The following is a 26,198-nucleotide window of genomic DNA, read 5'->3' as shown; positions in this document are numbered from 1 at the left end:
GAGCAGAATATTCTACTCAATTCTTTTTTAACTTTTAATTCATAAATTAAACTATAAAATCCTCATCTTCTAACTCTTCATAAATCCCCTTTTGATATCCATTACCTTTTGTTGAAAAGAAATCATGGGTCTTTGTTTCAACACTTAAGCCATTTAAAACTATTGGATTAATGTTACCTACTTTATAATAATCTTCAAATCCAAGATTATTTAGAGCTCTATTTGCATTATATTTTAAGAAATCTACAACTTCATCAACTAAACCGCTATGCTCATATATCCCATTTGTATAGTTGATTTCATTCTCCATAAGACTTTCAAAGATTGAATAAGCTCTTTCCTTAAGTTCCTTTTTATCACCTTCATTAAAGCCATCAAAAATTTCTTGTGCTAACAGTCCTATATATTTACCATGTAGAGATTCATCCCTTAGTATAAGAGAAATTATCTCTCCACTCGCCACCATTTTACCTTGACCAGCTAAGTATAGTGGGAAGAAAAACCCTGAATAGAATAGAAAACTCTCTAAAAATACGCTGGTTACCATAGATAAGTAAAGACTTTTATTATCTGTGGTATTCTCATATTGAGCAAGGATTAAATCAGCCTTTTTCTGCAAGGTTGGCTCTGTTTCTATCCACTGGAAAAGCTCATCAATCTCAACCTTTGATAGTAACGTCATGAATATAGATGAATAACTCTTTGCATGAATTTCTTCCATGGTTCCCATGAAGGATAAAACTGCTTTTCTTTGAAGGTTTTCAGTTAAGCTCATCATGGATGGAACTCCGTTATTTCCCTGCTTTGTATCAAGAAGAGTTAAGCCAGCTAAAACCTTTTTATATAATTCTTTATCTTCATCCCTTAATTCCGCCCAAACCTTTATATCCTTTGAAACTGAAATTTCCTCTGGAAGCCAAAACTGTTTAACATTTTGCTCCCAAAAGGCTTGTGTAAATCCGTCATCTTCATTATTCCAGTTAACAGCTTTATGAATTCTATTTAAACTAAATGTCATAAGTCACCCTCCTAAACTGAACACATAAGACATTCATTACTGTCTCTGGTCATTTTCGTTCTTGTATAATATAAACTCTTTAATCCTTTTTTATATGCATATATATAGTGTCTTGCAATATCTCTAGTGGTCTTATCGTCAGTAACAAAGAGAGTTGTTGAAATTCCTTGATCCACATGCTCCTGTACTGTTGCAACCATATCAATTACTTCTCTCATATCCATTCTATAGGCAGACTTATAATACAGCATATTTTCATTTGTTAAAAATGGCATTGGATAGATTGTTGTTGAATCTCCATAAGTTCTTACCTCAATTGGTTCTGTAATTGGCATTATGCTTGAGGTCGAGTTTTGAACATAACTAATACTCTGCGTTGGCGCTATTGCAGATAGGTATGCATTATATATTCCATTTTCCTTCACCTGGTTTAATAAGTTTATCCAATCTTCCTTTGTTGGTATATAAATTCCTTTAAATAATTCTTCAACCTTTTCAGTTTTAGGCGAATACGAATTTTGTGCATATTTTCCTAAAACCTCACTGTGCATTCCCTTTGCATACTCTGATTTCTCAAAGCCATAAAAAGCTTCTTTTCTTTCCATTGCAATATTCATGGAAGCTTTTATAGAATAGTATCTCATCATTGCGAAGAATACATTTGCAAAATCTAAAGCTTCTTCAGAACCATAAAGGATATTTTCTCTCATGAGATAACCATGAAGATTCATTGCTCCTAGTCCAATTGCATGGGATTTACTATTACCATTTTTTATTGTGGGAACTTGATTAATACTTGTTTTATCAGAAACAAAGGTTAAAGCTCTTACTGACGTTTCAACAGTATTTTCTATGTCCTTATTATCCATTACATTGGCAATGTTTAAGGACCCTAAATTACAGCTAATATCTTGTCCCCATACATTATCACAAGAATATCCATTAATATCTGACTCAGTTTGATATTGGAATATTTCACAACATAGATTAGACATTCTAACCTTGCCCACATCTCTTAATGTATGCTCTTTATTGGCTGTATCTATAAATATCACGTAAGGGTATCCGCTTTCCTGTTGCATTTGTGCAATCCTTGTAAGCATCTGTCTTGGATTAATTTCCTTTTTACGAATATCAGCATCATTAACAAGCTTATCATACCATTCATCCATATTTAGTTCATCAAGACGTACTCCATACTTTTTGAATATGGTATGAGGATAAAAGGCATATCCTATTTCATTCTTCTCAGCCAGCTCCATGAACTTGTCTGGGATAACTGCTCCTATGGATAAAGATGTAAGTCTAATCTTTTCATCTGCATTTATCTTCTTTGAATCCATTAACATGTCAAAGTCTGGATGGAAAACAGTTAAATACACAGCCCCTGCACCTTGTCTAGCTCCCATCTGGTTAAAGTAACTAAAGGATTGTTCAAGCATTTTAGCTACTCCAATTACGCCACCTGCTGCTCCTCGAATTCCTTTTATGTCCTCACCTGAAGCTCTAAGCCTAGATAGATTTAAAGCTACTCCCCCACCAATTTTAGATAAATGGTTTGCTGAAGAAATTGCATAAGATATACCATCAGAACTATCCTCTACAGTTAGGAGGAAGCAGGAAACCATCTCTCCGGCTCTTTTTCTTCCTGCATTTAAGAAGGTTGGGGTTGCAGGTTGAAACTCCTGATTTATCAGCTTATCTGCAATGTTAAAAGCTAACTTTTCATCACCATTTCCAAGAGCGAGAGCAACAATTAGAACTTTATCATTATAGTTCTCCAATATGTATTTTCCATCATCACTTTTAAGTGCATAATTTTGATAGAATTTATTAGCACTCATATAAGATTTAAAAGTAAATTTTTCTTTTTCTATATGATTATAAATCTTCTCTATAAAATCATTGCTATATTTATTTATAACATTTTCATCATAATAATCATGTTTTATAAGATAATCTAACTTCTCCATTAAAGAGTTAAACTTCATCATTTTTTTATCTATACTTTCATTTAAGTAGCATTCTAAAGCTTCCTTATCCTTTTCTAATTGATATTGTCCCTCTTCATTTCTTATGATTACCTGGTTATTAAGTTCAATCCAATTCACAATTCCACATCCTTATAATTTCTCTGTATTAAATCAACCTTTCACAAGAAAAGCACTATATATAGTAAGTCATATTATACCCCCTACTATATATAGTGTTTTTGTTAGATTTCATTTATATCTAATTATAGTTCAATAATTATTATTTATCAATAATTATTATCGAATTAATTTCATTATGTCTAAAACATTCATAAAAAGCTTTAAAATGTAACCCCTTATTTTAAATGTAAATTTATAGTATAATATTCATATAATACATAATGAATCTACTCATAAATACTATACTAGTATTTAATTTGTAAAAATAATGTAATGATATTGTTTTTAGGGACAGATTGAATCATATAATGTTAAGTTAGCGAATTATGTAATTAAGAAATCGTTTTTACAACTTCAAAATATTTCAAACTAAATTCCCCTATCAATAGTTTTAGTAAGAGAGGTGCTGATTAATATGAAAAAAGAACAATTCTTAAAAATTACTATTTTATTACTAATAATTACTACGTCAATTCTACTTTCCGGATGCTTAACTAAAAATAAAAAAGAAGACAAAACACTAATTACAAACTTTATTAATACATTTTACACATACAATGAATACGATTTTGAACCTTATGAAGAATATTTGACATCTACAGCCTATGAAGATTTTTGTATTAAAAGAGCTATCGGAGGAAATCTTTCAGGACGCTTCATAGATGATGTAGAGTTACAAGTTCTCGATCTTTCTATAAAGCCACAAGATAACCCCAATCCAGATTTGCATAGTTATAAAATTTCATTTACTTTAAAAGATAAAATTTCAATGGAGGAAACACCTGTAGAACTGAATTTACATCTTGGTAAAGAAGATAATGAATGGAAAATAAATGAAAATAACATTCTAACCTCATTACTTACACCTTTAATTCCTTATTTGAAAATAAACTAAGTATCTATATAAAAAACGTTTATTACATTAACTTCCATAGATGAAGATGCGTAAGCAGAATATCTTCTCTGATATGAATATCTTAAATTCAACTAAAGGAGCTTACTATGAAAAAATATGATATAACTGCACTAGGTGAAATTCTTATAGACTATACCCCAATGCCTAATTCAAAAGCAGGCATGATGGTATTCGAGCAAAACCCTGGAGGTGCTCCTGCTAATGTTCTTGCTTGCGCTGCAAAGCTTGGTCTTAAAACAGCCTTCATAGGAAAAGCAGGAAATGATATGCAGGGAGTATTTTTAAAAAATATATTAAGCAAAGCTAACATAGAAACTAGCGGGCTTATTATGGATGACAATTTCTTTACTACCCTAGCCTTTGTTAGTCTTGATGAAAAAGGTGATAGAGCCTTTACTTTTGCAAGAAATCCTGGAGCTGATACTCAGCTTACCATTGAAGAAATTAACCTTGCTTTAATAGAGGATAGTACAATTTTTCACTTTGGTTCCCTTTCCCTCACTGATAACCCAGCTAGGGAAGCAACTCATTTTGCAGTGAACCATGCAAAAAAATCTGGAGCCATAATCTCTTATGACCCAAACTATCGTCCACTTCTTTGGAAAAGCAAAGAAAATGCTATTGAAAAAATGACTAATGTTTTAGATTATGTAGATGTAATAAAATTATCTTATGAAGAAGTGAATTTAATTACTGGTAAAGAAGACCTTGAAAAAGCAGCTGAATTCCTTCTAAACAAAGGTATCTCCATTGCAGCCTTTACCCTTGGAGAAAAAGGTGCTTTCGTAGCTACAAAGGAAGGCTGTGCAAAGGTACCTTCCAAAAAGGTTGCTGCAATAGATACCACTGGTGCTGGAGATGCCTTTTGGGGAGCTTTTTTATACTGCTTAAGAAAATCCAATAAGACCCCAAAGGAAATTACCTTGAGTGAAGTTATAGATTTCACTAAGTTTGCCAACACTGCTGCATGTATCTGCGTTCAACGACGAGGCGCAATTCCAGCAATGCCATCACCCCATGAACTTACACTCTTATAATGTCTCCTTTACTTAAAGTCTTAACTATTTAACCATAGTTAAGACTTTTTTTATACAAACTACTAATATTTATCTACATATTATGTTCCTAAAATTATTTAAAAACATATACTATAATAAGCATATTATTGGACATGCTGTATGTAGCTTAAATAATAGGTGATATCAATCTTTAGGAGAATTTTTATGAGTAAAAAGGCAGAGAACAGTACACTTGATATAAAAAAACATGATGATTGCCTCATTGATGACAACATTTCATCATCAGTGCTTCAGTGTTCAAAGATTGTTTGCTACAACAACTCTGCCACCATTGCAAAATGGGCTCTTGATAATAATACAGCTAGACTATCAATTAGTCCTAGCTATGGTGGTAATGAAACTTGTACTCTTGATTTAAGTACCTTAAATATAGATGATGGCACACAATTTATTTTAGAGGCTCTTGTTGTGAATAATAATCTTACCTCTAAAGTGATTTTGGAATATAATCCTGATAGCAACGTTACTGCTAATTTCCGATTGGAAAGTACTTCCTCAACTCTACTTTTAGTATTTTTAGGCACAACATTAAATAGATATAAAAAATTTTAGATAAATAATGGCCCTACAAGTAGAATTATATAGATTCCTACTTGGCAGGGCTTTCTTTAATAAAATTTATAAATTTAAACTGTTTTTCTTTCAACTTAATTATTGCATTAATTTCATTTTTTTACCTTTATTTTCACTAAAAAACTCTGACTTGTTTATCAATAATGCTTTGCAAACCTATTCCCAATAAGTTTATTTATAAAAGAATTAGACTTAATGAAAATTTTAAAATATAATATCATTGAGGTGTTTATATTGGAAAAAATTATGATAATTGAGGATAACAAAGAATTTAAAAATGAGTTAATAGAGTTTCTTTCTAGATATGGATATGAAGCTTATGGACCAGATAGATTTGATAATATAATGAATACTGTATTAAAGGATGATGCAGATTTAATTCTTTTAGATGTAAATTTACCTTATTATGATGGTTATTATATATGTCGTGAACTTAGAAAAGAAAAAAATACTCCAGTTATAGTTGTAACCAGCAGAAATAGTGATATGGATGAAATTATGAGTATGAATTTAGGAGCCGATGATTTTATTACTAAACCCTACAATACCCAAATTCTTTTAGCTAGAATAGCTTCGGTACTAAGAAGAAGTTCAGGTGGAAAAGTTCAGGATATTTTAGAGCATAAAGGTCTTAAATTAAATATAACAACTGGAACATTAGCTTATAAGGCAGCAACAGTTGATTTAACGAAAAATGAAATTAAAATATTAAGCTGCTTGCTGAAGAATAAGGAAACAATTGTTACAAGGGATGAGCTCATGGATTATTTATGGAGTTCTGATTTATTTGTTGATGAGAATACTTTGTCAGTAAATATTACTAGAATAAGAAAAAAACTTGATGGCATAGGTCTTAAGAATTCCATAGAAACTAAGAGAGGCATGGGGTATATTCTGATATGAGCTTAAAAAAATATATTATAGATAAAATACCTTTTTTAGTCTTAAATATAATTATTTTTTTATTCTGTTCAATCATGTTAAAAGTATCAAACTCTACACCTATCATAATTGTGCTTTTAGCCTTTGTTTGGTTTATGCCTATCTTTATATTTATGATGTTTGATTTTTTCACTAAAAAAAGATTTTATTCTGAAATTATTACACTTACAAATAAATTAGATAAAAAATATCTACTTCCTGAGGTTATAAACAGACCTAGCTCCTATGAAGGTCAGCTTATATATGACGTCTTAGAAGAATGTAATAGAGCTATGCATGAACACGTCAATGAATATAAAATAATGCAAAGTGAGTACAGAGAATATATTGAAACCTGGGTTCATGAAATTAAAACTCCAATTGCCCTAACAAAGTTAGTGGCAGAAAATAGTGAAGGAAAAACAAAGACTATTATACAAAATGAAACTAAGAAGATAGAGGGCTACGTGGAGCAGGTTCTATATTACTCTAGAAGTACTGATGTAAATAAGGATTACCTTATTAAAGAATTTGAAATTAGAGACATCCTTAATAAGGTAATTAGAAATAACCGCTTCGAGCTAATTAATGGACATTTTCAAATTGATTTAGAGAATGTAACTGGAAAAGTTATCACTGATGAAAAGTGGCTTGAATTTATTATTAATCAAATCATTATCAATGCAATTAAATATAAAAAAGAACATAATGTTCAACTCAAAGCTTATACAATCCTTTCTAAAGATAAGCTAATTTTAACTATTGAAGATAATGGTATCGGAATAATAGCAAAGGATGTGGACAGAGTATTTGAAAAAGGGTTTACTGGATATAATGGCAGGATATATGGTAGATCAACTGGAATAGGCTTATATCTTTGTAAGAAGCTTTGCTTAAAACTTGGTTTAAATATCACTTTGACCTCTGAATATGATAAAGGAACAAAGGTTAACCTTGTGTTTCCTTTGGGATATTTAACCCATCTGCATAAATAGAATTAGCTAATGCTGCCTCTTAAACCTTAACTTCAGGTTTGAGAGGATTTTTATTTGTCCATCATGAAAATGTATATAATAGCTTTCTTACAAAATTGAAAGAAAGTTGAAAGATTTTTCGATAGTTTCAATTCTAGGGCAGATTTATAATTTAGTTAATGAAAGCGGAGGAAGCTCGAACAAAACAGAATAAAACTAAGTTTGGTTTGACACTTTCCTGAAAAAATGGAGGTTTAATTTATGAAAAGTATTTTGACAGTTAAAAATGTAGAAAAATATTATGGAAGCAAGAATAATATTACAAAAGCCCTAGATGATATTAGTTTTACCATAGATAAAGGGGAATTCATAGGCATTATGGGTCCATCGGGAAGTGGTAAAACAACTCTATTAAATTGCATCTCAACCATAGATAAGGTTACTACAGGCGCAATTGAAATTGAAGATTGTGATATCACAAGATTGAAAGGTAAAAAACTTGATAAGTTTAGAATGAACAAATTGGGATTTATATTTCAAGATTTTAATCTCTTAGATACTTTAACTGCTTATGAAAATATTTCACTAGCTTTAACTATTGGTGGAAGGTCTGGAAAAGAAATAAGACCATTAATTGAAGATGCAGCTAAAAGCTTAGGCATTGAGGATGTTTTAAGTAAATATCCTTATGAAATGTCAGGTGGACAAAAGCAGCGAGTTGCAGCGGCAAGGGCAATAGTAACAAATCCATCTTTAATTCTTGCAGATGAACCTACAGGTGCCCTTGATTCTAAGTCAGCAAGAATGCTTTTAACCTCTATGGAAAAGCTGAATAAAGAATTAGAAGCAACAATTTTAATGGTTACCCATGATGCCTTTACAGCCAGCTATGCTCATAGAATTTTATTCATAAAGGATGGAAAAATCTTCAATGAATTAATTAGAGGAAATGACAGCAGAAAAGATTTCTTCAATAAGATAATTGAAGTAGTTACTCTACTTGGAGGTGACACTTCAGATGTATTCTAAGATAGCCATAAAAAATATTAAAAAGAGCTTTAAGGATTATGCAATTTATTTTTTAACACTTACCTTTGCTGTATGTATATTTTACTGCTTTAATTCCATAGACTCACAGATGGCAATGACAGAGATGAGTGCAGTACAAGTGTCCTATGTTGAGGTAATGCAGACTTTAATATCAGTAGTATCGGTATTTGTATCCTTTATTTTGAGTGGATTAATAATTTATGCCACTAATTTTCTTATTAGAAGAAGAAAAAAAGAATTTGGAATTTATATGATGCTTGGAATGGGAAAAGGAAAAATTTCACTTATTCTATTTATCGAAACCCTTATAGTAGGATGTATTTCATTAATAGCAGGATTAATACTTGGAATAATACTTTCACAGGGCTTATCAATTCTAACCGTAAAATTGTTTTTAGTTGAATTATCTAAGTTCAGATTTGTATTTTCTAAGGCAGCAGTTATAAAGTCAATTTCTTATTTTAATTTAATTTATTTTGTAGTTATTCTATTTAATATCTTTGTAATATCAAAATATAAGCTAATAGATTTAATAAATTCTTCAAGAAAAAGCGAAAAAATTCGTGTAAGAAATGGCATAGTATCAGCAATAATATTACTTTTATCTATGATAATTTTATGTGTAGCTTATTACTTTGCAGTTATAACTAATTTGAATTTCTTTGATAAAAGGTTTATGGCAGCAATTATACTAGGAATTCTCGGAACATTAGGTTTCTTCTATGGCTTATCTTCAGTTATATTAGTTATTTTAAGGAAAAATGAGAGCACCTATTATAAAAGCTTAAATACTTTTACAATACGTCAAATCACAAGTAAATTTACAACAAACTTTATTTCAATGACTGTTATATGTTTAATGTTATTTGTTACCATAGGAATTTTAACTTCAGGCTTTAGTATTAAAAGCTCCTTTGAGACAAGCATTAAGAAATATACAACCTTTGATTTATCCTTTTCCTTAGATAAAGACAATGAGGCAAGCAATATTCCAATAGAGGAAGCATTAAAGACAACAGGAATTGTTTTAGATGACAGCACTAACTATATAACCATGAATAGCTATATAATAGATTTTAGTGTAAAGAACATGATGGGAAAATATACTGATTCAGCTTCTGAACTTATAAACTTCAATCCAGCCTTTGAAAAATCACAAGTTATTTCAGTTTCAGATTTAAACAAGAACAGGGAGTTGCTTGGTGAAGAACCTTTAGATTTAAAGGAAGATGAGATTTATATTTCTTCAAATTATGATAATTTAATACCAACCATTGAAAGATTCTTTGAGGAAAATAATCAGGTTGAAATCAATGGCAAAACTTATAAAATTAAAGAAAAGAAAGTTATAGAGGATTCCTTAGCTACCTCCCCAGCCAGCAATAATTTATTTTCTTTGATCATGCCAGATGAATTTTGTGAAGCTTTAGTTCCTCAAGATGAGACTATAAACATTATTTATGTTGGAGAAAACAAGGAGCAAAAGATAGCTGAGGTCAATAAGCTGCTTGATAAATATGTTACTATGGGGACCCCTTCCTTTGAAAGCGAAATTAAATTAAGTGGAATGACTAAGGAAATAGCCTATGACGCAAGCACAGGAATGTCTACAATAATACTATTTATAGCAATATATATTGGAATTGTATTTTTGCTTTCCAGTGCAGCTGTGTTAGCCCTTCAGCAACTATCTCAATGTAATGATTCCTTAGATAGATATGAAGCTTTAAAGAAAATTGGTGCATCACAGAGCCTGATTAACAAAAGTATTTTAATAGAGGTATTAACCTTCTTTCTGCTTCCTTTATCTCTAGCAATTGTGCACTCAATTGTAGGAATTAATGTTGTAGAAGAGTATTTAAAAACCTTTGGTAACTATGACATACTATTCTCAGCCTTGATTACTGCTTTAATCTTTATTGTGGTATATGGAGGATATTTTTACGCCACATATCTTGGCTATAAAAGTGCAATAGAATAACTTCAAAAATTTATTTTATATGGGAATGATAATTTAAGGGTATTAGAAAAACACCTCAATTAGTAATATTATCATTCCCATTTTATAATGGTTCTTACCTTATTTTTTAAAAAATATAAATGATTCATACTAAATTTACATGATATTGTTTAAAAATCCTGAAATTATATATATAATTAGAAGGGCATAATTATTTTGCGAATTTATTTTGGAGGTATAAGAATGGAATTTATAGAAATTTTCAAAGCCATTATCCTTGGTGTTGTTGAGGGCATAACAGAATGGCTGCCTGTTAGTAGTACAGGTCACATGATATTAGTTGATGAATTCTTAAAGCTTAAAGTAAGCCCTGAATTCATGGAGATGTTTTTAGTTGTTATTCAACTTGGAGCAATCCTTGCAGTAATCTTGATTTTCTGGAATAAGATATTTCCTTTCTACATAAAAAAAGGAAAAGGACTAAGAATCAAAAAAGATATCTTTGATATGTGGTTTAAGATCGTTGTAGCCTGCATACCAGCAGCAGTAGTTGGACTTTTATTTGATGACTACTTAAACGCTTTATTCTACAATCCAACAACCGTTGCAATCATGCTTATCCTATTTGGTATTCTGTTCATTGTGGTTGAAAACTCTCACAAAAACAAATTACCAAAAATCAATAGCTTAAGTCAGATTACATACAACACTGCTATAATAATCGGAATGTGGCAATTAATCGCTGCTGTGTTCCCTGGAACCTCTCGTTCTGGTGCAACCATAGTTGGAGCTCTATTAATCGGAGTATCTAGAACAGTAGCTGCTGAATTTACTTTCTTCCTAGCTATCCCTGTAATGTTTGGTGCTAGTGCTTTAAAGCTTGTTAAATTTGGCTTTGCATTTACTGGTAGTGAGTTAATTCTATTAATCGTTGGAATGGTTGTAGCTTTCGCAGTTTCTGTATGGGCAATAAAATTCTTAATGTCATATATTAAAAAGAATGACTTCAAAGTATTTGGCTGGTATAGAATAGTTTTAGGTATAATAGTTCTTGCATACTTTTATTTACTAAAATAGATTAGTATACTTTAATTTATTTAAATACAGCCTTATCCATTAAATAATCTGGATAAGGCTGTATTCATATTTATTTCCTTATATTTTAATGATATCCTTGTGTTTTAACCATTAACATTTATTTTTTGTCCTTCACAATTTCAATTGCCTTATCTAAAAGTTCATCCTTCCCACTTCGTATCCCTTCAATAGTTGGTTTAACATATATATCTGGCTTAACTCCAACCCTCTGTGTTTCAAAAGTTTCAGGTGTATATATTCCAACTCCCGAGATAACTGTAGTTACCCCTCCTGGTAAATTTATATATGAAACATTTCCATCTGCTCCAACTGAGTTTTCACCAATTACAACTGCATTAGGCGCCCTTCTTAAGGCCATTGCAGTAAATTCTCCCTGACTTTGAGTACATTCATTTATAATTATTACTACTTTCCCCTTATAATAATCTGGATTCTTCATTCCAACGGTTATGTCTTCACAAAATATGAATTCACCTGGTACTGCTATATTAGCAATTGTCCCCTTTGAAAATACCGTTTTCTCTGGTAAAAGATAATTAGGCATGGTATATGCTATCATATCTGAAGGAAAATATCTCAAATCAACAATTATACTATCTGTATACTTTAGATTTTTCATAATCTTTTCTATTTTCCCCTTAGCTAAAGCCCCAGGGTTTATATCTCCGATATTGCCCTCTAAAAGCTCATGGGATTCTCCCTTTACTTCAGCAATATTTACGTCACTCACATTATAACACTTAATATCTTCTATTAATTCTGAACCTGCTCTTTCTACCTTTAAAGTTAAACTATACTCTTTACTCCTAAATAAATTATAGGCTAGAGTATTTACTATAGCCTCTTCCCATGAAAAAGAAAAATACTTAGATTGCTCATTTATAACTTCAAATATATCCTTATCATTAATTCTAAGTATTACATCACCAACCTTTAAAGCACACTCTTCTTCATACTCTTCGCTATATACTCCCTCATCAAATTCCCCGAAACTATTAACCCAATCATATATAACTCTGTTTACAGCCTTCTCATTCTTAGCCTCCATAACTAATGGAATTACCTTAAACAACTCAAAATCCATGTCTATATCACCCTCAATTGCTTTAGGGTGATAATATTTAATAAATCCCCAAACTTTACAAAGCTTACTTAAGCTTTCAACTTCATTATTATCTAAATTATTAATGACAATATTTGACCCATTTAGAAACTCATCACTAAAAACCTTTCGCTTAAAATCACTTTTACTATAAATACAATAAAAGAATACTCCTAATAAAATTAAAATTATTAAAGCTATAATAATTTTTAAAGTTTTTAATTTGAAAATTTTATATATCTTTTCACCCATCATCCCCCCCTTACTTATACTTATAATACCATAATTAGTAATAATAATTCTTTTTTTAGCATCAATTCAATTTATACTGTTTCATAGAACATTCTTAAATATTGTAAATTCAACCTTGTAAAAGTATCTTTATACTTAATTTTTCATATATTGTAATAAGCCTAATAAAGAGATTTTCTCTAATTAATAAATACGAAGGAGGATTACAGTGAGTGATAGAAGAATAGACGTAAATAATACCTTTATAGATAAAACTACCTTATTCGAAAGAAAATATGATAAATCCATCGATGTATTTGGAGAGATAGACTCCATTTATAAAGAGCTACGATATATAGGTGAATTACCTATAATTAATTGTGATAGGATTAGTAGTGAAAATCTTTCTTGGACCTCCATAAAATGGGCTCTTGAAAAAGAAGATGGAACAAGAATCCTTGTAAGCGATAAATATTCAATTGATGAAATCTGGGAAAAGGATTTGAATGATCTTGCACTTGAAAGTGGAACAAAACTGCTAATTAAAGCCCTATTACCAACTGAAGGAACTAAAGGAAATGTATTTTTGCAGTATGTTCCTCATATTCAAACCACTGCACACTTTGAATTGAATGGAAATGCACTTAATGCAAATGTGATATTTATTGGAATTAACCAATAATATGCTTTCATAACTCTGTAAAAAATACATTACATGAAAAGAGCCATTTAAGGGGCTCTTTTATTTTACGATTAAGATATATAAAACTTAAATATAATATTTATTATGATAACTTTTTTACTTTTGTATATTTAAAATTAAAACTTCACATAATAAAATCTTTAAAAACTCTTCAAAAAATAATATACTAAAATAAGCGAGTCTCCAAATGTTGGATTTGAAAATAAAATTAACTATATTAAGGGGTTTATATATGAGAAAGAAAGATATACTTGAATTAAAGAAACGTTTAAAAAAAGACTATTGTACTTTTACAAAAATGTGCGGCTGTTATGTTAACGGGGAAAAAAATGTAATTTTAAAATTTAGAGAAACCTTTCTAAATTTAGATGAAGATGAATTTCATAAATACATGGAAATAGCTAAAAAAGTTTTATCAGGAACCATTGGAAACAACATACTCGAACTAAATTTCCCTGTAAATGATGAGTACATAAACGAAAACCAAATAGCTTTAATAAAGCTGAAAAATAGTAAATTAAAGGATGATACTCTTCTTGATGAATTTTATGACACCATTATTGACAATTATGATTATACTGGCAATATTTTAATACTTCTTTTCCATGATGCTTATGACATTATCACTAAAACTACAGATAATGCAAAGCTGGATGAATCTGAGGAAGTTTATGAATATGTGTTATGTGCCATCTGTCCAGTTTCCCTATCTGAGCCTGGTCTTAGATACTGTGAAGAAGACAATAGAATATCGGCTCGCATCAGAGACTGGATTGTTGAAGTTCCAACACACGGTTTCGTATTCCCGGCCTTCATAGATCGCAGCACTGATGTAAACTCAATAATGTATTACACTAAAAATGCAAAAGATCCTCATTATGAATTAATGGAGAATGCTTTAGGCTGTTATTCTAAACAGACAGCCACCATCCAAAAAGAAACATTCCAATCAATAATTAAAGGCTCCCTTAGTGACGATGAACAAAAAGCTGAAAAAGTTTTTATGGAAGTACAAGAAAACCTTAATGCCATGATTGAAGAGTTTAATGCCACCTATGAAGACGTAGATTGTGATCCAATAATATTATCCAAAGATGATATCAAAACATTAATGCTTGAATGTGGTGTACCTGAGGAAGCAACTGCTAAAATTGAAAAAGCTTATGTTGAATGCTTTGCAGATGATATGCCATTAGCTGAAAATCTTCTTGATTCAAAGACCCTTAAAGTAAATGCACAAAGAAAAAAAGAAGAGCATCTGCAAAAGCAAGTAGAAGTATTGCAAAATAAACTTGAGCAGGTTAAACAAGATGCTGCATCAGAAAAAAAACTTCAAGCAGCTAATGAAAATATAGATGACGAACCTTCAACTGAAGATATAGTTAAAATTTCATCTGAAAGCACCGAAAACTTCATAGAACCATCCGTAAGTGAAACATCTGAAGTATCGGAAAATAATAATGATCAAGAAGACAATACAAATTCAGAAGTAAATGAAGGTGACTTAACTGATTCATCTGAGGAAACTCTAAATAGCGAAACTGAATATGATGTTATTTTACAGGTTAAACCTGAAAAAATACCTCAAATAAAATCACAAATAATTGATGGTCAAAAATGTATTATTATCCCCATTAGTGATGATGAACAAACTACAGTTAATGGGCAAAATGATTTAATTTAATAAAAAAGCAAACCTTTAATTTAGGTTTGCTTTTTTACTACAATAATTTATTAGTAAGTTTCTACAAATACTTCAAAATATCCTTGAGGGTGTGCACAAGCTGGGCAGCTAGCAGGAGCCTCTTCGCCTTCATAGATGTATCCACAGTTTAAGCATTTCCATAATACTGTCTCATCTTTTTTGAATACTGTATTTTCTTCAATATTCTTAGCAAGTTTTGCATATCTTGCTTCATGTCTTTTTTCAACCTCTGAAATTCTTTCAAAAGCTAGTGCAATATCAGTAAACCCCTCTTCTCTTGCTACTTTAGCAAACTCTGGATACAATTCTGTCCACTCTTCATTTTCTCCAGCAGCAGCAGCTTTTAAATTTAATAATGTATCTTCATGGAAAGATACTGGATATGATGCTGTTATTTCTATAGCTTCATCTTTAAAATCCTCTTTTAAGAACTTATAAAACTTTTTAGCATGCTCCTTCTCTTGCTCTGCAGTTTCCATGAATATGTTTGAAATTTGAACATAGCCTTGCTTTTTAGCGATACTAGAATAATAAGTATATCTAGTTCTAGCTTGGCTCTCCCCTGCAAATGCTTTCATTAAATTTTCTGATGTTTTTGTTCCTTTTAAAATCATCATAATTCCCTCCATACCAATGATATATTTAGTAATAAAGTAAATTATCACTAAGTTAAATTATACTCTTTATGTTTATATTTGTAAATGATTATCATTACAAATTATTTTATTATTTATTTTTATATTACTGAAGAAGCTATATGCACCTGCAACAATCTATTGAATCTAAAATAATTTCATCTGGATAAAGAGCCATTACTAAATCATCTTCAATAAGTTTATAATATCTAGTGGAGTATGTAATTTCAAAGCCACTATTAGGAAGCTTAATTTTTAAAATCTCGCCATAGCAATTAGGCTTTCCTCCGCTTGGTTCTCCTACAATTTTCGCATTTGTTAAATTTTTAAACTCATAAGCATTTAAAAGTGCTGAAGAAAATGTCTCTCTTCCAATCACCACCTTTAACCTTTGGCTATTGTTTAGTTCTTCATGATTCTTTAAATAATCAATTAATGGCCTTATAAGTGTGGAATCTCCTCCAAGGTTATTTCTTAAATCTACTGTTACTTTACTCGGCTTATTTTCATCCATGAAGCTGATTATTCTCGCTAACTTCTCTGCAATCAGTTCTCCATCTTGCTCTCTACAGCTGTTATACTTTATGTAAAGTTCGCCATCCTTCAACTCAGCAAACCAAAGGTTTTCTGCGGGACGCCTCCAAAATATAGGCAGTTTTTCATTTGTATATATTAACTCTTGAAGAAAACAGGTTATAACTTCATAGCATCCATCCTCTGTAGTTATCTTAACTTTATCAATGGAATCAACTATTAAAAGACCATACAAAACTTCTGCAATTTGAAGATACTTCATGCTTTGAGCCTTAAAAAAATGCTGATTTTCAAAGGAAATAATACTCTTCAGCTCTTTTAAAACAAGTTCTATACTCATATCTTCAATGGCAATAACTCTTTTAAATATTAAATTTTCATACTCCTTAGTAGTATCAATAATATATATCCCCTCATCAAAGTAGTAAAACTTTAGTGGAATAAACCTCTTCGCTGGAAATATCAAAGAAGTATGTGCATCTTTAATTGATGCCACCACCCTTGAAATCTCTACCTTCATCTCTTCATAATCTAATTGATTTATGATTTTCTTTAAATCCGCAATTTTTTTATTAAATGATTGCTCATCCGTGTAGGCAAATAAATTTTTATGGTTCTTTTTAAGATTTTCCTTTAAATAGTCAATATCCTGTATCCACTTTTCTTCCCAAGTATTAACAGGATTAAAATCATTATCAATTTCTATCTCTGTATATCCAGAGGCTCCACCAATGATTTTAATTTTATCATTCATGTTAAATTATCCTTTCACTTAAGTGTTACTTTACGAGTTCTTTCTAATATATATCTTTAAAGCTTTTATTGCAAGAATTAATGCATATATGATTAAGGCTAATCATGTTAATATCAATGCTATGTTTATTAAACTTATTACGTCGCAAAATATATAACTCTACCACATCTTTATCAATTATAGACCCATTACACGCTCTTCCAAAATAACATTTCCTTCACCATCTAAGCCTTTCAGATACTTTATATTGAATTTTTCACTACCTTCCTTCCAATAAAAAATAAACATTCTGCTTTCATCTAAATCATAGATTAATGTATCTTCTTTATTATTAAACTTGAAGGTCATTGTTGTTATTTCAGGGTCATTTACATAACCATAAACCTTCATAATCATTTCATTTTCGCTTATACTTGAACCACCTCCACTATATGATACTTGTTTTGAGTAATCTATCGGAGTTCCTGCAACTTGATCTCCTGGATACCATTTAATGAATCCTTTTTTAACAGTGTTGGCTGAAAACCAATCTTTATATCTACATAAGTATATTTTACTTTTATCTAAATCAATAGTTTTAACAATTTCTGAAGGTCCATAATGATAGGTCCTTTCAGAACTTTCATGGGCCTTAACAGGTGAAAAACTTCCATATGATAATATAGAATACTTTGTGCATATTACTACTAGAACTATAGCTATACACCATTCCATAATGCCTTGATATTTTTTATTAATTCTCATTTTTTTCACCATCCTCTGCAAGGTGAATTTTAACTTCTGATTTTCTATCATACCGATCTAGCTTAAGTATTATTTCCTTTACATCATCTGGTATCCTATCAACTCTGAATATACCTTCCTCTCCCCAGGCCTTGCCAGATGATCCAGCACCATGGTATATATACTCTTGTCCCTTATCATCAAACACCTTAATAGCACTTTCTGGGAAAGACCAGCCTTGCTCAAATTTTATAACCCTATACCTTATATAAGTTTCATCCTCAGTATTTATAATTCGATTAATGAATATTTTATCATTATCTATTTTCATAGATTTCCCTACTTCTATAACTTCAGCCTTATTCTCTTTTACCAGCTTCTTGACTTCTTTATTATAATATTTTCCACTTGGAATACTTAAACATCCAGTTATCGCTAGAATAATTAGACAAATTACTATTATAGTTCTTCTTAAACCCTTTATGTGAATCCCTCCTTATATAATTTTAATTTCTTATAAATTTAACGAATTAAGACTACTATAAGAATTATTATCACTTTCTACCTAAAATCAACATATTTATAAACTAAAAAGCATTCCAAATAAAACAAAATGCAAATATGCATCCCCATGCATTATTGGTTTCATCTTTTACTATTATGATTCCATAAATAGCTATAAATGTAGTAATTGTTTCAACTATGCCCCAAAATGATGTACTAAATGGGTGAAACAAAATACAGATAATAGCACAAGTAATTGCTCCTATATTAACCCATTTACTCTTCTTTGAATAATATCTATTCAATTTCTCACTAATAACCACATAATTAAATCCTTCAAAAAATCCCCATACTAAAATAATTAACATCATACCTAAAATGTTTATTGGGAACCCACTTTTTATAACCTCATTTGTGAGAAGAATGCTGAATGGCTCATAACCTTCAAATTGTCCAGACATAAAAACATATAAAATATAGGATATAAAGCATATAATTGTATATAAAATAGCTTTTATTATATTATTTTTTATCAATCCAAATTCAGCAAATTTTTCTTTTCTTAAAATACAAACAATAGTAATCCCTAATCCTGCTATGCCAAATTAAACTCCTGCATTAATCAATAAACGAAGAACAATAGATGTATTTGAATTTAAAATATACTCCATCATTTTATTTCCAAACACCATGTATAAGAAAAACACTCCAAATGTAACTAATGCTATAATCCATATATCAATAGCAAGTTTCTTCTGTTCTAAAGTTAAATTCTTTTTTCCCATTTCACCACACCTTTACTAATCTCTATAAATTGCATTTAAAATTATTTAAATATCCAGCGATATATTCAGCCTGTAACTTTCTAATATCCTCTTTAAAATGTACATGATCACAATAAACCTTTTCTCCAAAACCTTTGGTAAAGTTATATAAATCTATTGTTTTTATATTTTCCTTAATCATTACTTCTTCTGCAATTGCATTATAAGTGTCCAAATCTTTACTAAACCTCCAAAAGCCTTCTTTCCTTGAATTATGAATCTTATCAATAATTGGTGTTGTGGTAATCCAGAACACCTCTTTTGACAGCCTCTTTGCTAAGTCAATTATTTCTTCCAAGTTCCTTTTGTATTGTTCTGCTTTTATCTGCAGCTCCAAAGTATTTCTATCAACTCTAATATCATGCAGTCCACAATTTAGAAGTAAAATGTCATACTTAACCTGTTTGTCCATTTCTTCCTGAAGATATTTTAATACCATAGAACTGTCCCCTGCATTAGCTCCTATAGGTTTATCCAAATTCTTTAAAGCTTCACCTATTTCTCTTCTTCTATCATAATTAAATTTCTCTTGAATAAAGGCTTTTAAATAAGGTCCGTAATGAATTGATATACTATCTCCTATTACAAAAATACTTCTTTTATTATTCTTCAAGTAATATTTCTCTCCGTTTCTTAATTATTTCTATTTTGATTTTTCTCGTCTATCTCCCTTTGTATTTCTTCCTCTGTTTTCCATACTTCATACTCCGGCTCTGTTTTATCATACTTTACGTATATTGTAGTAAAATCCTCCGTACTCACAAAGACTAAAGCATTATTTCCAAACTCATAATTACACTGTAAATCTTCAGAAAGCATTTTTGTAGAATCTACCATAGAATTTATTCTTCCAGCTTCCATAAAGCTTTTAGGTGGTTCAACATATATTTTATCTCCAGTTGCAAAATATAACTTATTATTAACTTTAATTGAAGGTGGATACACTGGCCTTTCGCCAGCCATTAACTTATTAAAAGTAATTGATAATACTGCAAACAGTGTAATTAATACCAAACCACCTTTAAGTAGATTTATAATATTTAAAGAAGTCTCCTTTTTAAACATTGCTTTAATACACCACCTTATAATACATATAAAATACCTATTAACGTCTACTTGATTCAACTAATTTACTTTTGTTCCACCCCATTCAATAACAGTAAAGCCCGTTCTTTCAAAGCAATGCAGTTGCTACTCCTCAATATCAATAGGCTTTTCAAGTGGTTTATATACCATCATAACTCTTAAAATTGAATCAGGTTTAGGTTTAATTTGCAGTTTTGCATACTCATCATATTCTCCTCCTGCAAAATGAATTAAATTATACTTATTCTCTTCAAGAATAGGCAGCCAATACACAATAAACTCATTGTATTCTCTTGGAGTTAAACCCAAATACTCAAGTTTTTCTTGAAGAAACTCTCTTGTATCCTCACCCTTAACAACGAACCCACTTGATAAATCCCAATTGATCTTAGAATTACCTTCCCAGTATAAATAAGAGTACTCTTTATTATCACCATAGTTTATTAATGTTCCATCTGGTTTCGCAATAACCTTCCACCCATCTTTATACTCTGGGTAAGTACAAGTGAATTCACCTTTATAATCCAACTTAACCTCTATGGTCTGCTCTTCACTAGGATATAAGTAAATACCAGGTTTTTCTGTCTTAGCTTCTGGTTCACACCTTGTTAAAATCAAAGAAGTAAGTGCTAAAACAACAAAACATATACTCTTTATTAACTTCATGCGACCACTCCTTCAAATTTTCAAATAAACTTATCTTTGTAACCTTACAAACTTAACTATAGGTTCAATAAATTCCTTTAAAGAAATATCATGGGACCTTATAATGGCAAGTTGTGTACCTACTTCTTCTGTGCTCTTATCTTCTTTTTTACTTAACATTTTAGAAAAAGCCTTCATCATCAGACGATCAAAGAAGCCCATTTTTTCATAACTTAGCCCGCTCTGCATATAAAAATGTGGTACTTCTTCTAATTCTTCTTCTGTGAAGTTCACCTTCCAAGTTGTGTTAATAACCTCTTCTGCAGCTGATGGTGTTGCCCCTGTTGCAAAAACAATAAACTTAGTCTTTGGCTTATTTGCAAGTAAAGGTTTTATCTTCTTAAGGCCACCTATCTTTCCTGCATAAATACCACCGCCATAAATAACGCAGTCATATTCTGCTATAGAAGCTGCTGAAACTTTTTCATAACTTACCATGTCACACTTCAATTCCTCTGCAATCCACTGTGCATACCTCTTTGTAAATCCTGTTTTTGATTTGTAAATAACGATTATTTTCATAGAACCTCCTAAAATCATATTAAGAAAACTTCCTCTTCATTAATACAATCTTACCATAATTAGTAATCAAACAAACTTATTTTCATAAAAAAAGAGGAGTAATAATACTCGCTCTCCAATATTTTTCTCCTTTATTATTCTTCTCCCACCATATCATACAAAGCCTTAACATCAATTTGTGTTTCATATATTAAATTACCTAATGTATACAAATTATCAGCTTTACTTCCAATAATTCTTGTATGAGATTTTACTGGAAATTTATAGCCATCTTTAATCCACTCTCCATTAATCTCTTCTTCGCCATTATATTCTACGAAGTATATTCTGTATCCTTCAATATCCCCAAGATAATTTATTACCAATGTTTTTAAATCTTCTTCTGCATAACCATGATGAGATCTAAATTCCTTTATAATTTTTTCATCTTTATTATCTATTTTATCCTTAGTATTAATGTAATTACTTCTTCCACATCCTAATAGCAGTACCACACAAAAAATTAATACTGAAATAACCTTAAAAGTATTTTTCACTTAAAATCCCTCCATAATTAATTGTTAAATGAAGATTACTTTTCTAGATTCTTAGTTATAAAGTACCATGCTGATAACTGAAGTATAAGACCTAAAAGTGCTAAAAAAATTAATAATTGTACTGGGGTTAGGGGTTTAAAATAATAGTACCAGCTTTCATGGGCTACACTTTGAATAAATATTAGTGAAACTATTACAGATATTCCATTTCCATATAAATATATTTTATTATTCTTAATTAATTTACAGCCATAAATCAAAACTATATATGCTGTAATCATTATTAAATATCCAATCATTGACCCATATTTAAAGTCTAAATATATTGATATGAAAGGAAATGGCATAGCAAACAAAACTAAAAAGAATAGGCTATAAAATTTATTTTTCATATTATTTACCGCCTTTAAATTTATAAGGAATCGTATATTTCCATCTGTAATAAATATACGATTCATATGTATAAAAAATCCATAGCATCTCATATTTATTTGCAAACCGCTAAAAAATAAGAAGTCGGAACTGCCGACCTCTTATTTCTAACTTATACTTAACATTCTAAATACAATTTAAACGCTTAGCTGCTGTAATAACATGCTTAGCCAGCACTGATGAAGTAACACTTCCAACCCCACCTGGTACTGGTGTTATATATGAAGACTTTCCTTCAACATTTTTATAATCTACATCTCCACATAGATTACCTTCCTCATCTAAATTTATTCCTACATCTATTACAATTGCATTATCTCCTACCATCTCCTGTGTAACCATTTTAGCCTTGCCTGCTGCAGCAATAAGAATTTCAGCTTCGCGGCACACCTTTTCAAGATTCTTAGTTTTAGTATGACATATTGTAACAGTTGCATTTTTCTTGAGAAGCAGCATTGATAATGGTTTTCCCACCACCATACTTCTTCCTAAAACTACTACCTTTTTACCAGTTATATCAATATTATAATAATCCAGAATCTCTATTACTGATTCAGGAGTGCATGGAGCAAAACCAGTTTCATCTCCTGAAAAGACCTTTGCAGCATTCACTGGACTCATAGAATCAACATCTTTTAATGGATTGATTAATCCTTTTAAAGATTCCTCATTAAGATGCTTTGGCAATGGTCTAAATAGAAGTATTCCATGAATTTCTGGATTACTATTTATTTTTCCAAACTGAAGTTCAAATAACTCTTGATCTACGTCCTCTGGAATCTCAAATACAGTACATTTAATGCCTATGGTGTTCATTCTTTTCTTTGCCCCACGCTCATAAGCAAGATCATCTGGTCTTGCACCAACACGAACAATTGCAAGATGTGGTATAATACCTCTTTCCTTTAAGGCCAGAAATTCCTCCTGAAGCTTTTCCTTCATTGAACCAGCAACCTCTAACCCCCTCATTACAATACTCATAATTATTACCTATCCTTCTAATTAATATAGAGGATATTTTTTGCTTAGTTCTTTAACTCTTGCTTTTAGTTCTGCTTCTGTTACGCTTTCATTACATAATGCATCATTAATTATGCTTGCTATAGCAATCATATCCTCTTGCTTAAAGCCCCTAGTAGTAATGGCAGCAGTTCCAATTCTTATTCCTGAAGTTACAAACGGGCTTCTTTGCTCATTTGGAATAGTATTTTTATTAACAGTTATTCCTATACCATTAAGCTTAGTTTCTGCAGCTTTACCTGATATATTCTTACTTGTTAAATCTACTAGCATTAAATGACCATCCGTACCATCAGATACAATTTTAAATCCATGACTCTTTAAAGCTTCAGCTAAAGTTTGACAATTATCTACCACGTTTCTAATATATGTTTTAAACTCATCACTCATAGCTTCTTTAAAACATACAGCCTTCCCTGCTATGGCATGTAAAAGTGGCCCCCCCTGCATTCCAGGGAATAATGCTTTATCTAAAAGCTTAGCATATTCTTCCTTACATAAAACCATTCCACCTCTAGGACCCCTTAATGTCTTATGGGTAGTTGAAGTTACAAAGTCAGCATAAGGTATTGGAGATGGATGAACTCCAGCAGCTATCAGACCAGCAATATGTGCCATATCCACCATAAGATAAGCTCCAACCTCATCACTGATTTCCTTTATTCTCTTAAAATCTATTATCCTTGCATATGCACTTGCTCCAGCAACAATTAGTTTAGGTTTATGTTCCTTAGCCAAGGCTTCCATAGCCTCGTAATCTATATAACCTGTTTCCTTATTTACACCATAAGGTATAACATTGAATAACTTTCCGGAAAAATTTACTGGAGATCCATGAGTTAAATGTCCACCCTCACTAAGATTCATCCCCATTATAGTATCTCCAGGTTTTAAGATACTCATATAAACTGCCATGTTAGCCTGGGAACCGCTATGTGGCTGAACATTTGCATGATATCCATCAGCCTTAAACAATTCGATAGCTCTTTTTCTAGCCAAATCTTCTATTAAGTCTACTACTTCACAGCCACCATAATATCTTTTTCCTGGATAGCCTTCAGCATATTTGTTTGTTAAACAAGACCCTACAGCCTCCATTACTGCCTTAGAAGTAAAATTCTCTGAGGCAATGAGCTCAATTCCATTTTTTTGTCTCTCAAGCTCTTCATTAATAAGATTAAAGACCTCACAATCTGATTTTTTTATATCCTCCCAGTCCATATCTTTCCCTCCTTAAAAATTCGAAAATTCAAACAATTCTCTTCAACTATAAATATACTCCATATCTTATGATAATAGGATAATAAAAAGATACATTTTTATTAACAATTTGTGTAATATTCATTAACATATATTAACTATTAGTTCCATAGAAATTAATAGTTATATGTGTTATTATGAGATTATTATTGCTACACTATTTTTTATATACAAATGAAAGGAAGTATCTCTATGAGAACTATAGAAAATTCTAAAGGGAAAATTTTTAGGCACTTTAAAGGTGATTTATACCTAGTTGAGGATTCCGTTATTCATTCAGAAACTCAGGAAAAAATGGTTTTATATAGGGCCTTATACGGAAACTGTGGATTATTTGTAAGACCATATGAAATGTTCTTAGAAGAAGTTCCCGAAGGCAAAGAAAACCCAACGGGGCAAAAATATAGATTCGAAGAGTTTGAAGTTAAAAGCATAAAATAAAAGTAAAAAATGGACCTGGGGGTCCATTTTTACCTTTATTATAGATTTAAACTTGATATAATCTGATTAATCTGCTTCTCTGCCTTTTTAATAGCCTGCTGTCTTTCCTCCTCAGAAGTTCCAGTGTTATCAACCTTTAACTCCTTAACTTGCTTAATTCCCATGGATTTCATTATGCTTTCAACATAGTTTTCACCCTTATCTAAAATTGGATCAACTATCCAAGGAATGCTACCACCTGAAGATTGAATATATATAACAGCTCTGTGCTCTTCTCCTAGTAATCCTTTCGGCTTCTTACTTCCTTCAAATGTAATAGTTTTTCCAACCTGAACAATACAATCAATATACTCTTTTAAAGGTGCTGGAAAAAGCAAGCTCCACATAGGTGATGCTATTACACAAACCTGAGCACTTACAAACTGATCACAAAGGTCACGAATTCTCTTAACTTCATTCTGTTCTTTCTGCGAAAGCTTCTTTTCAGCCTCTTCACTAATAATGCAGTTCCTATCCTCAAAATATTGATACTCTAATCTTGGAATATGGTCCTTATATAAATCTACTTCTTCAACTTTATAATCCTTGAATTTTTCTAAAAACTGATTTATAAAGGCTCTAGCCACAGTTTTGGATGAGGATAATTCCTCTGGTTTTGAGTTAACACTTATATATAGTAATTTTTTCTGCATAATCACACCTCAATTCTAAGATTTTATATTAGTATGCCTTTATTTTT

At 30.8% G+C, this 26,198-nt stretch carries 29 protein-coding genes; 11 read left to right on the top strand and 18 right to left on the bottom strand.

What is annotated here, in order from left to right; translation table 11 throughout:
* Positions 1-46: 46 nt before the first annotated feature.
* On the bottom strand, positions 47-1,018 hold the full coding sequence (nrdF, locus tag BN1075_RS14190; RefSeq protein ID WP_040193872.1) for a class 1b ribonucleoside-diphosphate reductase subunit beta: 972 nt from the start codon (positions 1,016-1,018) through the stop codon (positions 47-49).
* A gap of 11 nt (positions 1,019-1,029) precedes the next feature.
* Positions 1,030-3,129 (bottom strand): class 1b ribonucleoside-diphosphate reductase subunit alpha, encoded by a 2,100-nt coding sequence (gene nrdE / locus BN1075_RS14185; RefSeq protein WP_040193871.1) that lies wholly within the window; start codon positions 3,127-3,129, stop codon positions 1,030-1,032.
* Positions 3,130-3,586: 457 nt separating this feature from the next.
* Between nrdE and BN1075_RS14180 the strand changes: the two genes are divergently transcribed.
* The 8 genes from BN1075_RS14180 (at position 3,587) to BN1075_RS14145 (ending at position 11,721) form a co-directional block, all read left to right on the top strand.
* Entirely contained in the window at positions 3,587-4,066 is a 480-nt protein-coding gene (locus BN1075_RS14180) for a hypothetical protein (protein WP_040193870.1), read from the top strand.
* A gap of 107 nt (positions 4,067-4,173) precedes the next feature.
* Positions 4,174-5,124: a carbohydrate kinase family protein gene (locus BN1075_RS14175; protein ID WP_040193869.1), complete on the top strand. Its 951-nt coding sequence runs from the start codon at positions 4,174-4,176 to the stop codon at positions 5,122-5,124.
* A 186-nt stretch (positions 5,125-5,310) separates the two neighbouring features.
* On the top strand, positions 5,311-5,718 hold the full coding sequence (locus BN1075_RS14170; protein ID WP_040193868.1) for a hypothetical protein: 408 nt from the start codon (positions 5,311-5,313) through the stop codon (positions 5,716-5,718).
* A 255-nt stretch (positions 5,719-5,973) separates the two neighbouring features.
* The gene (locus BN1075_RS14165; protein ID WP_040193867.1) at positions 5,974-6,642 is read left to right on the top strand and encodes a response regulator transcription factor; all 669 of its coding nucleotides are present in this window, start codon (positions 5,974-5,976) and stop codon (positions 6,640-6,642) included.
* On the top strand, positions 6,639-7,655 hold the full coding sequence (locus tag BN1075_RS14160; RefSeq protein ID WP_040193866.1) for a sensor histidine kinase: 1,017 nt from the start codon (positions 6,639-6,641) through the stop codon (positions 7,653-7,655). Before BN1075_RS14165 ends, BN1075_RS14160 begins: the two co-directional genes overlap by 4 nt.
* Before the next feature lie 240 nt (positions 7,656-7,895).
* Entirely contained in the window at positions 7,896-8,663 is a 768-nt protein-coding gene (locus BN1075_RS14155) for an ABC transporter ATP-binding protein (RefSeq protein ID WP_040193865.1), read from the top strand.
* On the top strand, positions 8,653-10,665 hold the full coding sequence (locus BN1075_RS14150) for an FtsX-like permease family protein (RefSeq protein ID WP_040193864.1): 2,013 nt from the start codon (positions 8,653-8,655) through the stop codon (positions 10,663-10,665). The genes BN1075_RS14155 and BN1075_RS14150 overlap by 11 nt, the downstream gene beginning before the upstream one ends.
* 222 nt (positions 10,666-10,887) lie before the next feature.
* The gene (locus tag BN1075_RS14145; protein ID WP_040193863.1) at positions 10,888-11,721 is read left to right on the top strand and encodes an undecaprenyl-diphosphate phosphatase; all 834 of its coding nucleotides are present in this window, start codon (positions 10,888-10,890) and stop codon (positions 11,719-11,721) included.
* A 118-nt stretch (positions 11,722-11,839) separates the two neighbouring features.
* Here the strand turns inward: BN1075_RS14145 and BN1075_RS14140 are convergent, their stop codons facing one another.
* Positions 11,840-13,096, bottom strand: a complete 1,257-nt coding sequence (locus tag BN1075_RS14140; protein WP_052406559.1) for a S41 family peptidase — start codon at positions 13,094-13,096, stop codon at positions 11,840-11,842.
* Between the two features lie 208 nt (positions 13,097-13,304).
* On the opposite strand from BN1075_RS14140, the gene BN1075_RS14135 reads away from it, so the two are divergent.
* Positions 13,305-13,757 carry a hypothetical protein gene (locus BN1075_RS14135; RefSeq protein ID WP_040193862.1) on the top strand — a complete coding sequence of 151 codons (453 nt, stop codon included), beginning with the start codon at positions 13,305-13,307 and terminating at the stop codon, positions 13,755-13,757.
* 253 nt (positions 13,758-14,010) lie between these two features.
* Positions 14,011-15,462, top strand: coding sequence for a DUF4317 family protein (locus BN1075_RS14130; RefSeq protein WP_040193861.1), 1,452 nt, complete (start codon positions 14,011-14,013; stop codon positions 15,460-15,462).
* Between the two features lie 50 nt (positions 15,463-15,512).
* Here BN1075_RS14130 and rbr read toward each other — a convergent pair whose 3' ends face one another.
* The 14 genes from rbr to glyA all read right to left on the bottom strand — a co-directional run bounded on the left by rbr (position 15,513) and on the right by glyA (position 24,979).
* Positions 15,513-16,100, bottom strand: coding sequence for a rubrerythrin (gene rbr / locus BN1075_RS14125; RefSeq protein WP_040193860.1), 588 nt, complete (start codon positions 16,098-16,100; stop codon positions 15,513-15,515).
* 136 nt (positions 16,101-16,236) lie between these two features.
* A complete protein-coding gene (locus BN1075_RS14120) occupies positions 16,237-17,406 on the bottom strand; it encodes a S41 family peptidase (RefSeq protein WP_220396210.1) in 1,170 nt (389 codons plus the stop codon).
* Between the two features lie 177 nt (positions 17,407-17,583).
* Positions 17,584-18,150 (bottom strand): hypothetical protein, encoded by a 567-nt coding sequence (locus BN1075_RS14115; protein WP_040193859.1) that lies wholly within the window; start codon positions 18,148-18,150, stop codon positions 17,584-17,586.
* Positions 18,140-18,478 carry a DUF5643 domain-containing protein gene (locus BN1075_RS14110; RefSeq protein WP_268871557.1) on the bottom strand — a complete coding sequence of 113 codons (339 nt, stop codon included), beginning with the start codon at positions 18,476-18,478 and terminating at the stop codon, positions 18,140-18,142. The genes BN1075_RS14115 and BN1075_RS14110 overlap by 11 nt, the downstream gene beginning before the upstream one ends.
* Positions 18,479-18,716: 238 nt before the next feature.
* A complete protein-coding gene (locus BN1075_RS21980; protein ID WP_197072323.1) occupies positions 18,717-19,169 on the bottom strand; it encodes a hypothetical protein in 453 nt (150 codons plus the stop codon).
* Between the two features lie 69 nt (positions 19,170-19,238).
* Positions 19,239-19,418, bottom strand: a complete 180-nt coding sequence (locus BN1075_RS21975) for a hypothetical protein (protein WP_197072322.1) — start codon at positions 19,416-19,418, stop codon at positions 19,239-19,241.
* Between the two features lie 22 nt (positions 19,419-19,440).
* The gene (locus BN1075_RS14100) at positions 19,441-20,070 is read right to left on the bottom strand and encodes an SGNH/GDSL hydrolase family protein (protein WP_040193855.1); all 630 of its coding nucleotides are present in this window, start codon (positions 20,068-20,070) and stop codon (positions 19,441-19,443) included.
* A 20-nt stretch (positions 20,071-20,090) separates the two neighbouring features.
* A complete protein-coding gene (locus BN1075_RS14095) occupies positions 20,091-20,522 on the bottom strand; it encodes a hypothetical protein (protein WP_040193854.1) in 432 nt (143 codons plus the stop codon).
* Positions 20,523-20,648: 126 nt separating this feature from the next.
* On the bottom strand, positions 20,649-21,209 hold the full coding sequence (locus BN1075_RS22220; RefSeq protein WP_235777816.1) for a hypothetical protein: 561 nt from the start codon (positions 21,207-21,209) through the stop codon (positions 20,649-20,651).
* Between the two features lie 30 nt (positions 21,210-21,239).
* Entirely contained in the window at positions 21,240-21,770 is a 531-nt protein-coding gene (locus BN1075_RS14085; protein WP_040193853.1) for a flavodoxin domain-containing protein, read from the bottom strand.
* A 134-nt stretch (positions 21,771-21,904) separates the two neighbouring features.
* A complete protein-coding gene (locus tag BN1075_RS14080; RefSeq protein WP_040193852.1) occupies positions 21,905-22,306 on the bottom strand; it encodes a hypothetical protein in 402 nt (133 codons plus the stop codon).
* A 35-nt stretch (positions 22,307-22,341) separates the two neighbouring features.
* Positions 22,342-22,698, bottom strand: a complete 357-nt coding sequence (locus BN1075_RS14075) for a hypothetical protein (protein WP_042387351.1) — start codon at positions 22,696-22,698, stop codon at positions 22,342-22,344.
* 166 nt (positions 22,699-22,864) lie between these two features.
* Entirely contained in the window at positions 22,865-23,719 is an 855-nt protein-coding gene (locus BN1075_RS14070; protein ID WP_040193851.1) for a bifunctional 5,10-methylenetetrahydrofolate dehydrogenase/5,10-methenyltetrahydrofolate cyclohydrolase, read from the bottom strand.
* 21 nt (positions 23,720-23,740) lie between these two features.
* A complete protein-coding gene (gene glyA / locus BN1075_RS14065) occupies positions 23,741-24,979 on the bottom strand; it encodes a serine hydroxymethyltransferase (RefSeq protein ID WP_040193849.1) in 1,239 nt (412 codons plus the stop codon).
* 231 nt (positions 24,980-25,210) lie between these two features.
* Here glyA and BN1075_RS14060 point away from each other — a divergent pair, with 231 nt between their 5' ends.
* Positions 25,211-25,459: a DUF1653 domain-containing protein gene (locus tag BN1075_RS14060; RefSeq protein ID WP_040193847.1), complete on the top strand. Its 249-nt coding sequence runs from the start codon at positions 25,211-25,213 to the stop codon at positions 25,457-25,459.
* 38 nt (positions 25,460-25,497) lie between these two features.
* On the opposite strand, the gene BN1075_RS14055 is transcribed toward BN1075_RS14060, so the two are convergent.
* Positions 25,498-26,151, bottom strand: a complete 654-nt coding sequence (locus BN1075_RS14055; protein ID WP_040193846.1) for an FMN-dependent NADH-azoreductase — start codon at positions 26,149-26,151, stop codon at positions 25,498-25,500.
* Positions 26,152-26,198: the final 47 nt, after the last annotated feature.

The sequence above is a fragment of the Clostridium culturomicium genome, assembly GCF_000821305.1.
In the GTDB taxonomy this organism is placed as follows: Bacteria; Bacillota; Clostridia; order Clostridiales; family Clostridiaceae; genus Clostridium_J; species Clostridium_J culturomicium.
This window is presented reverse-complemented; position numbering and strand designations above follow the sequence as displayed.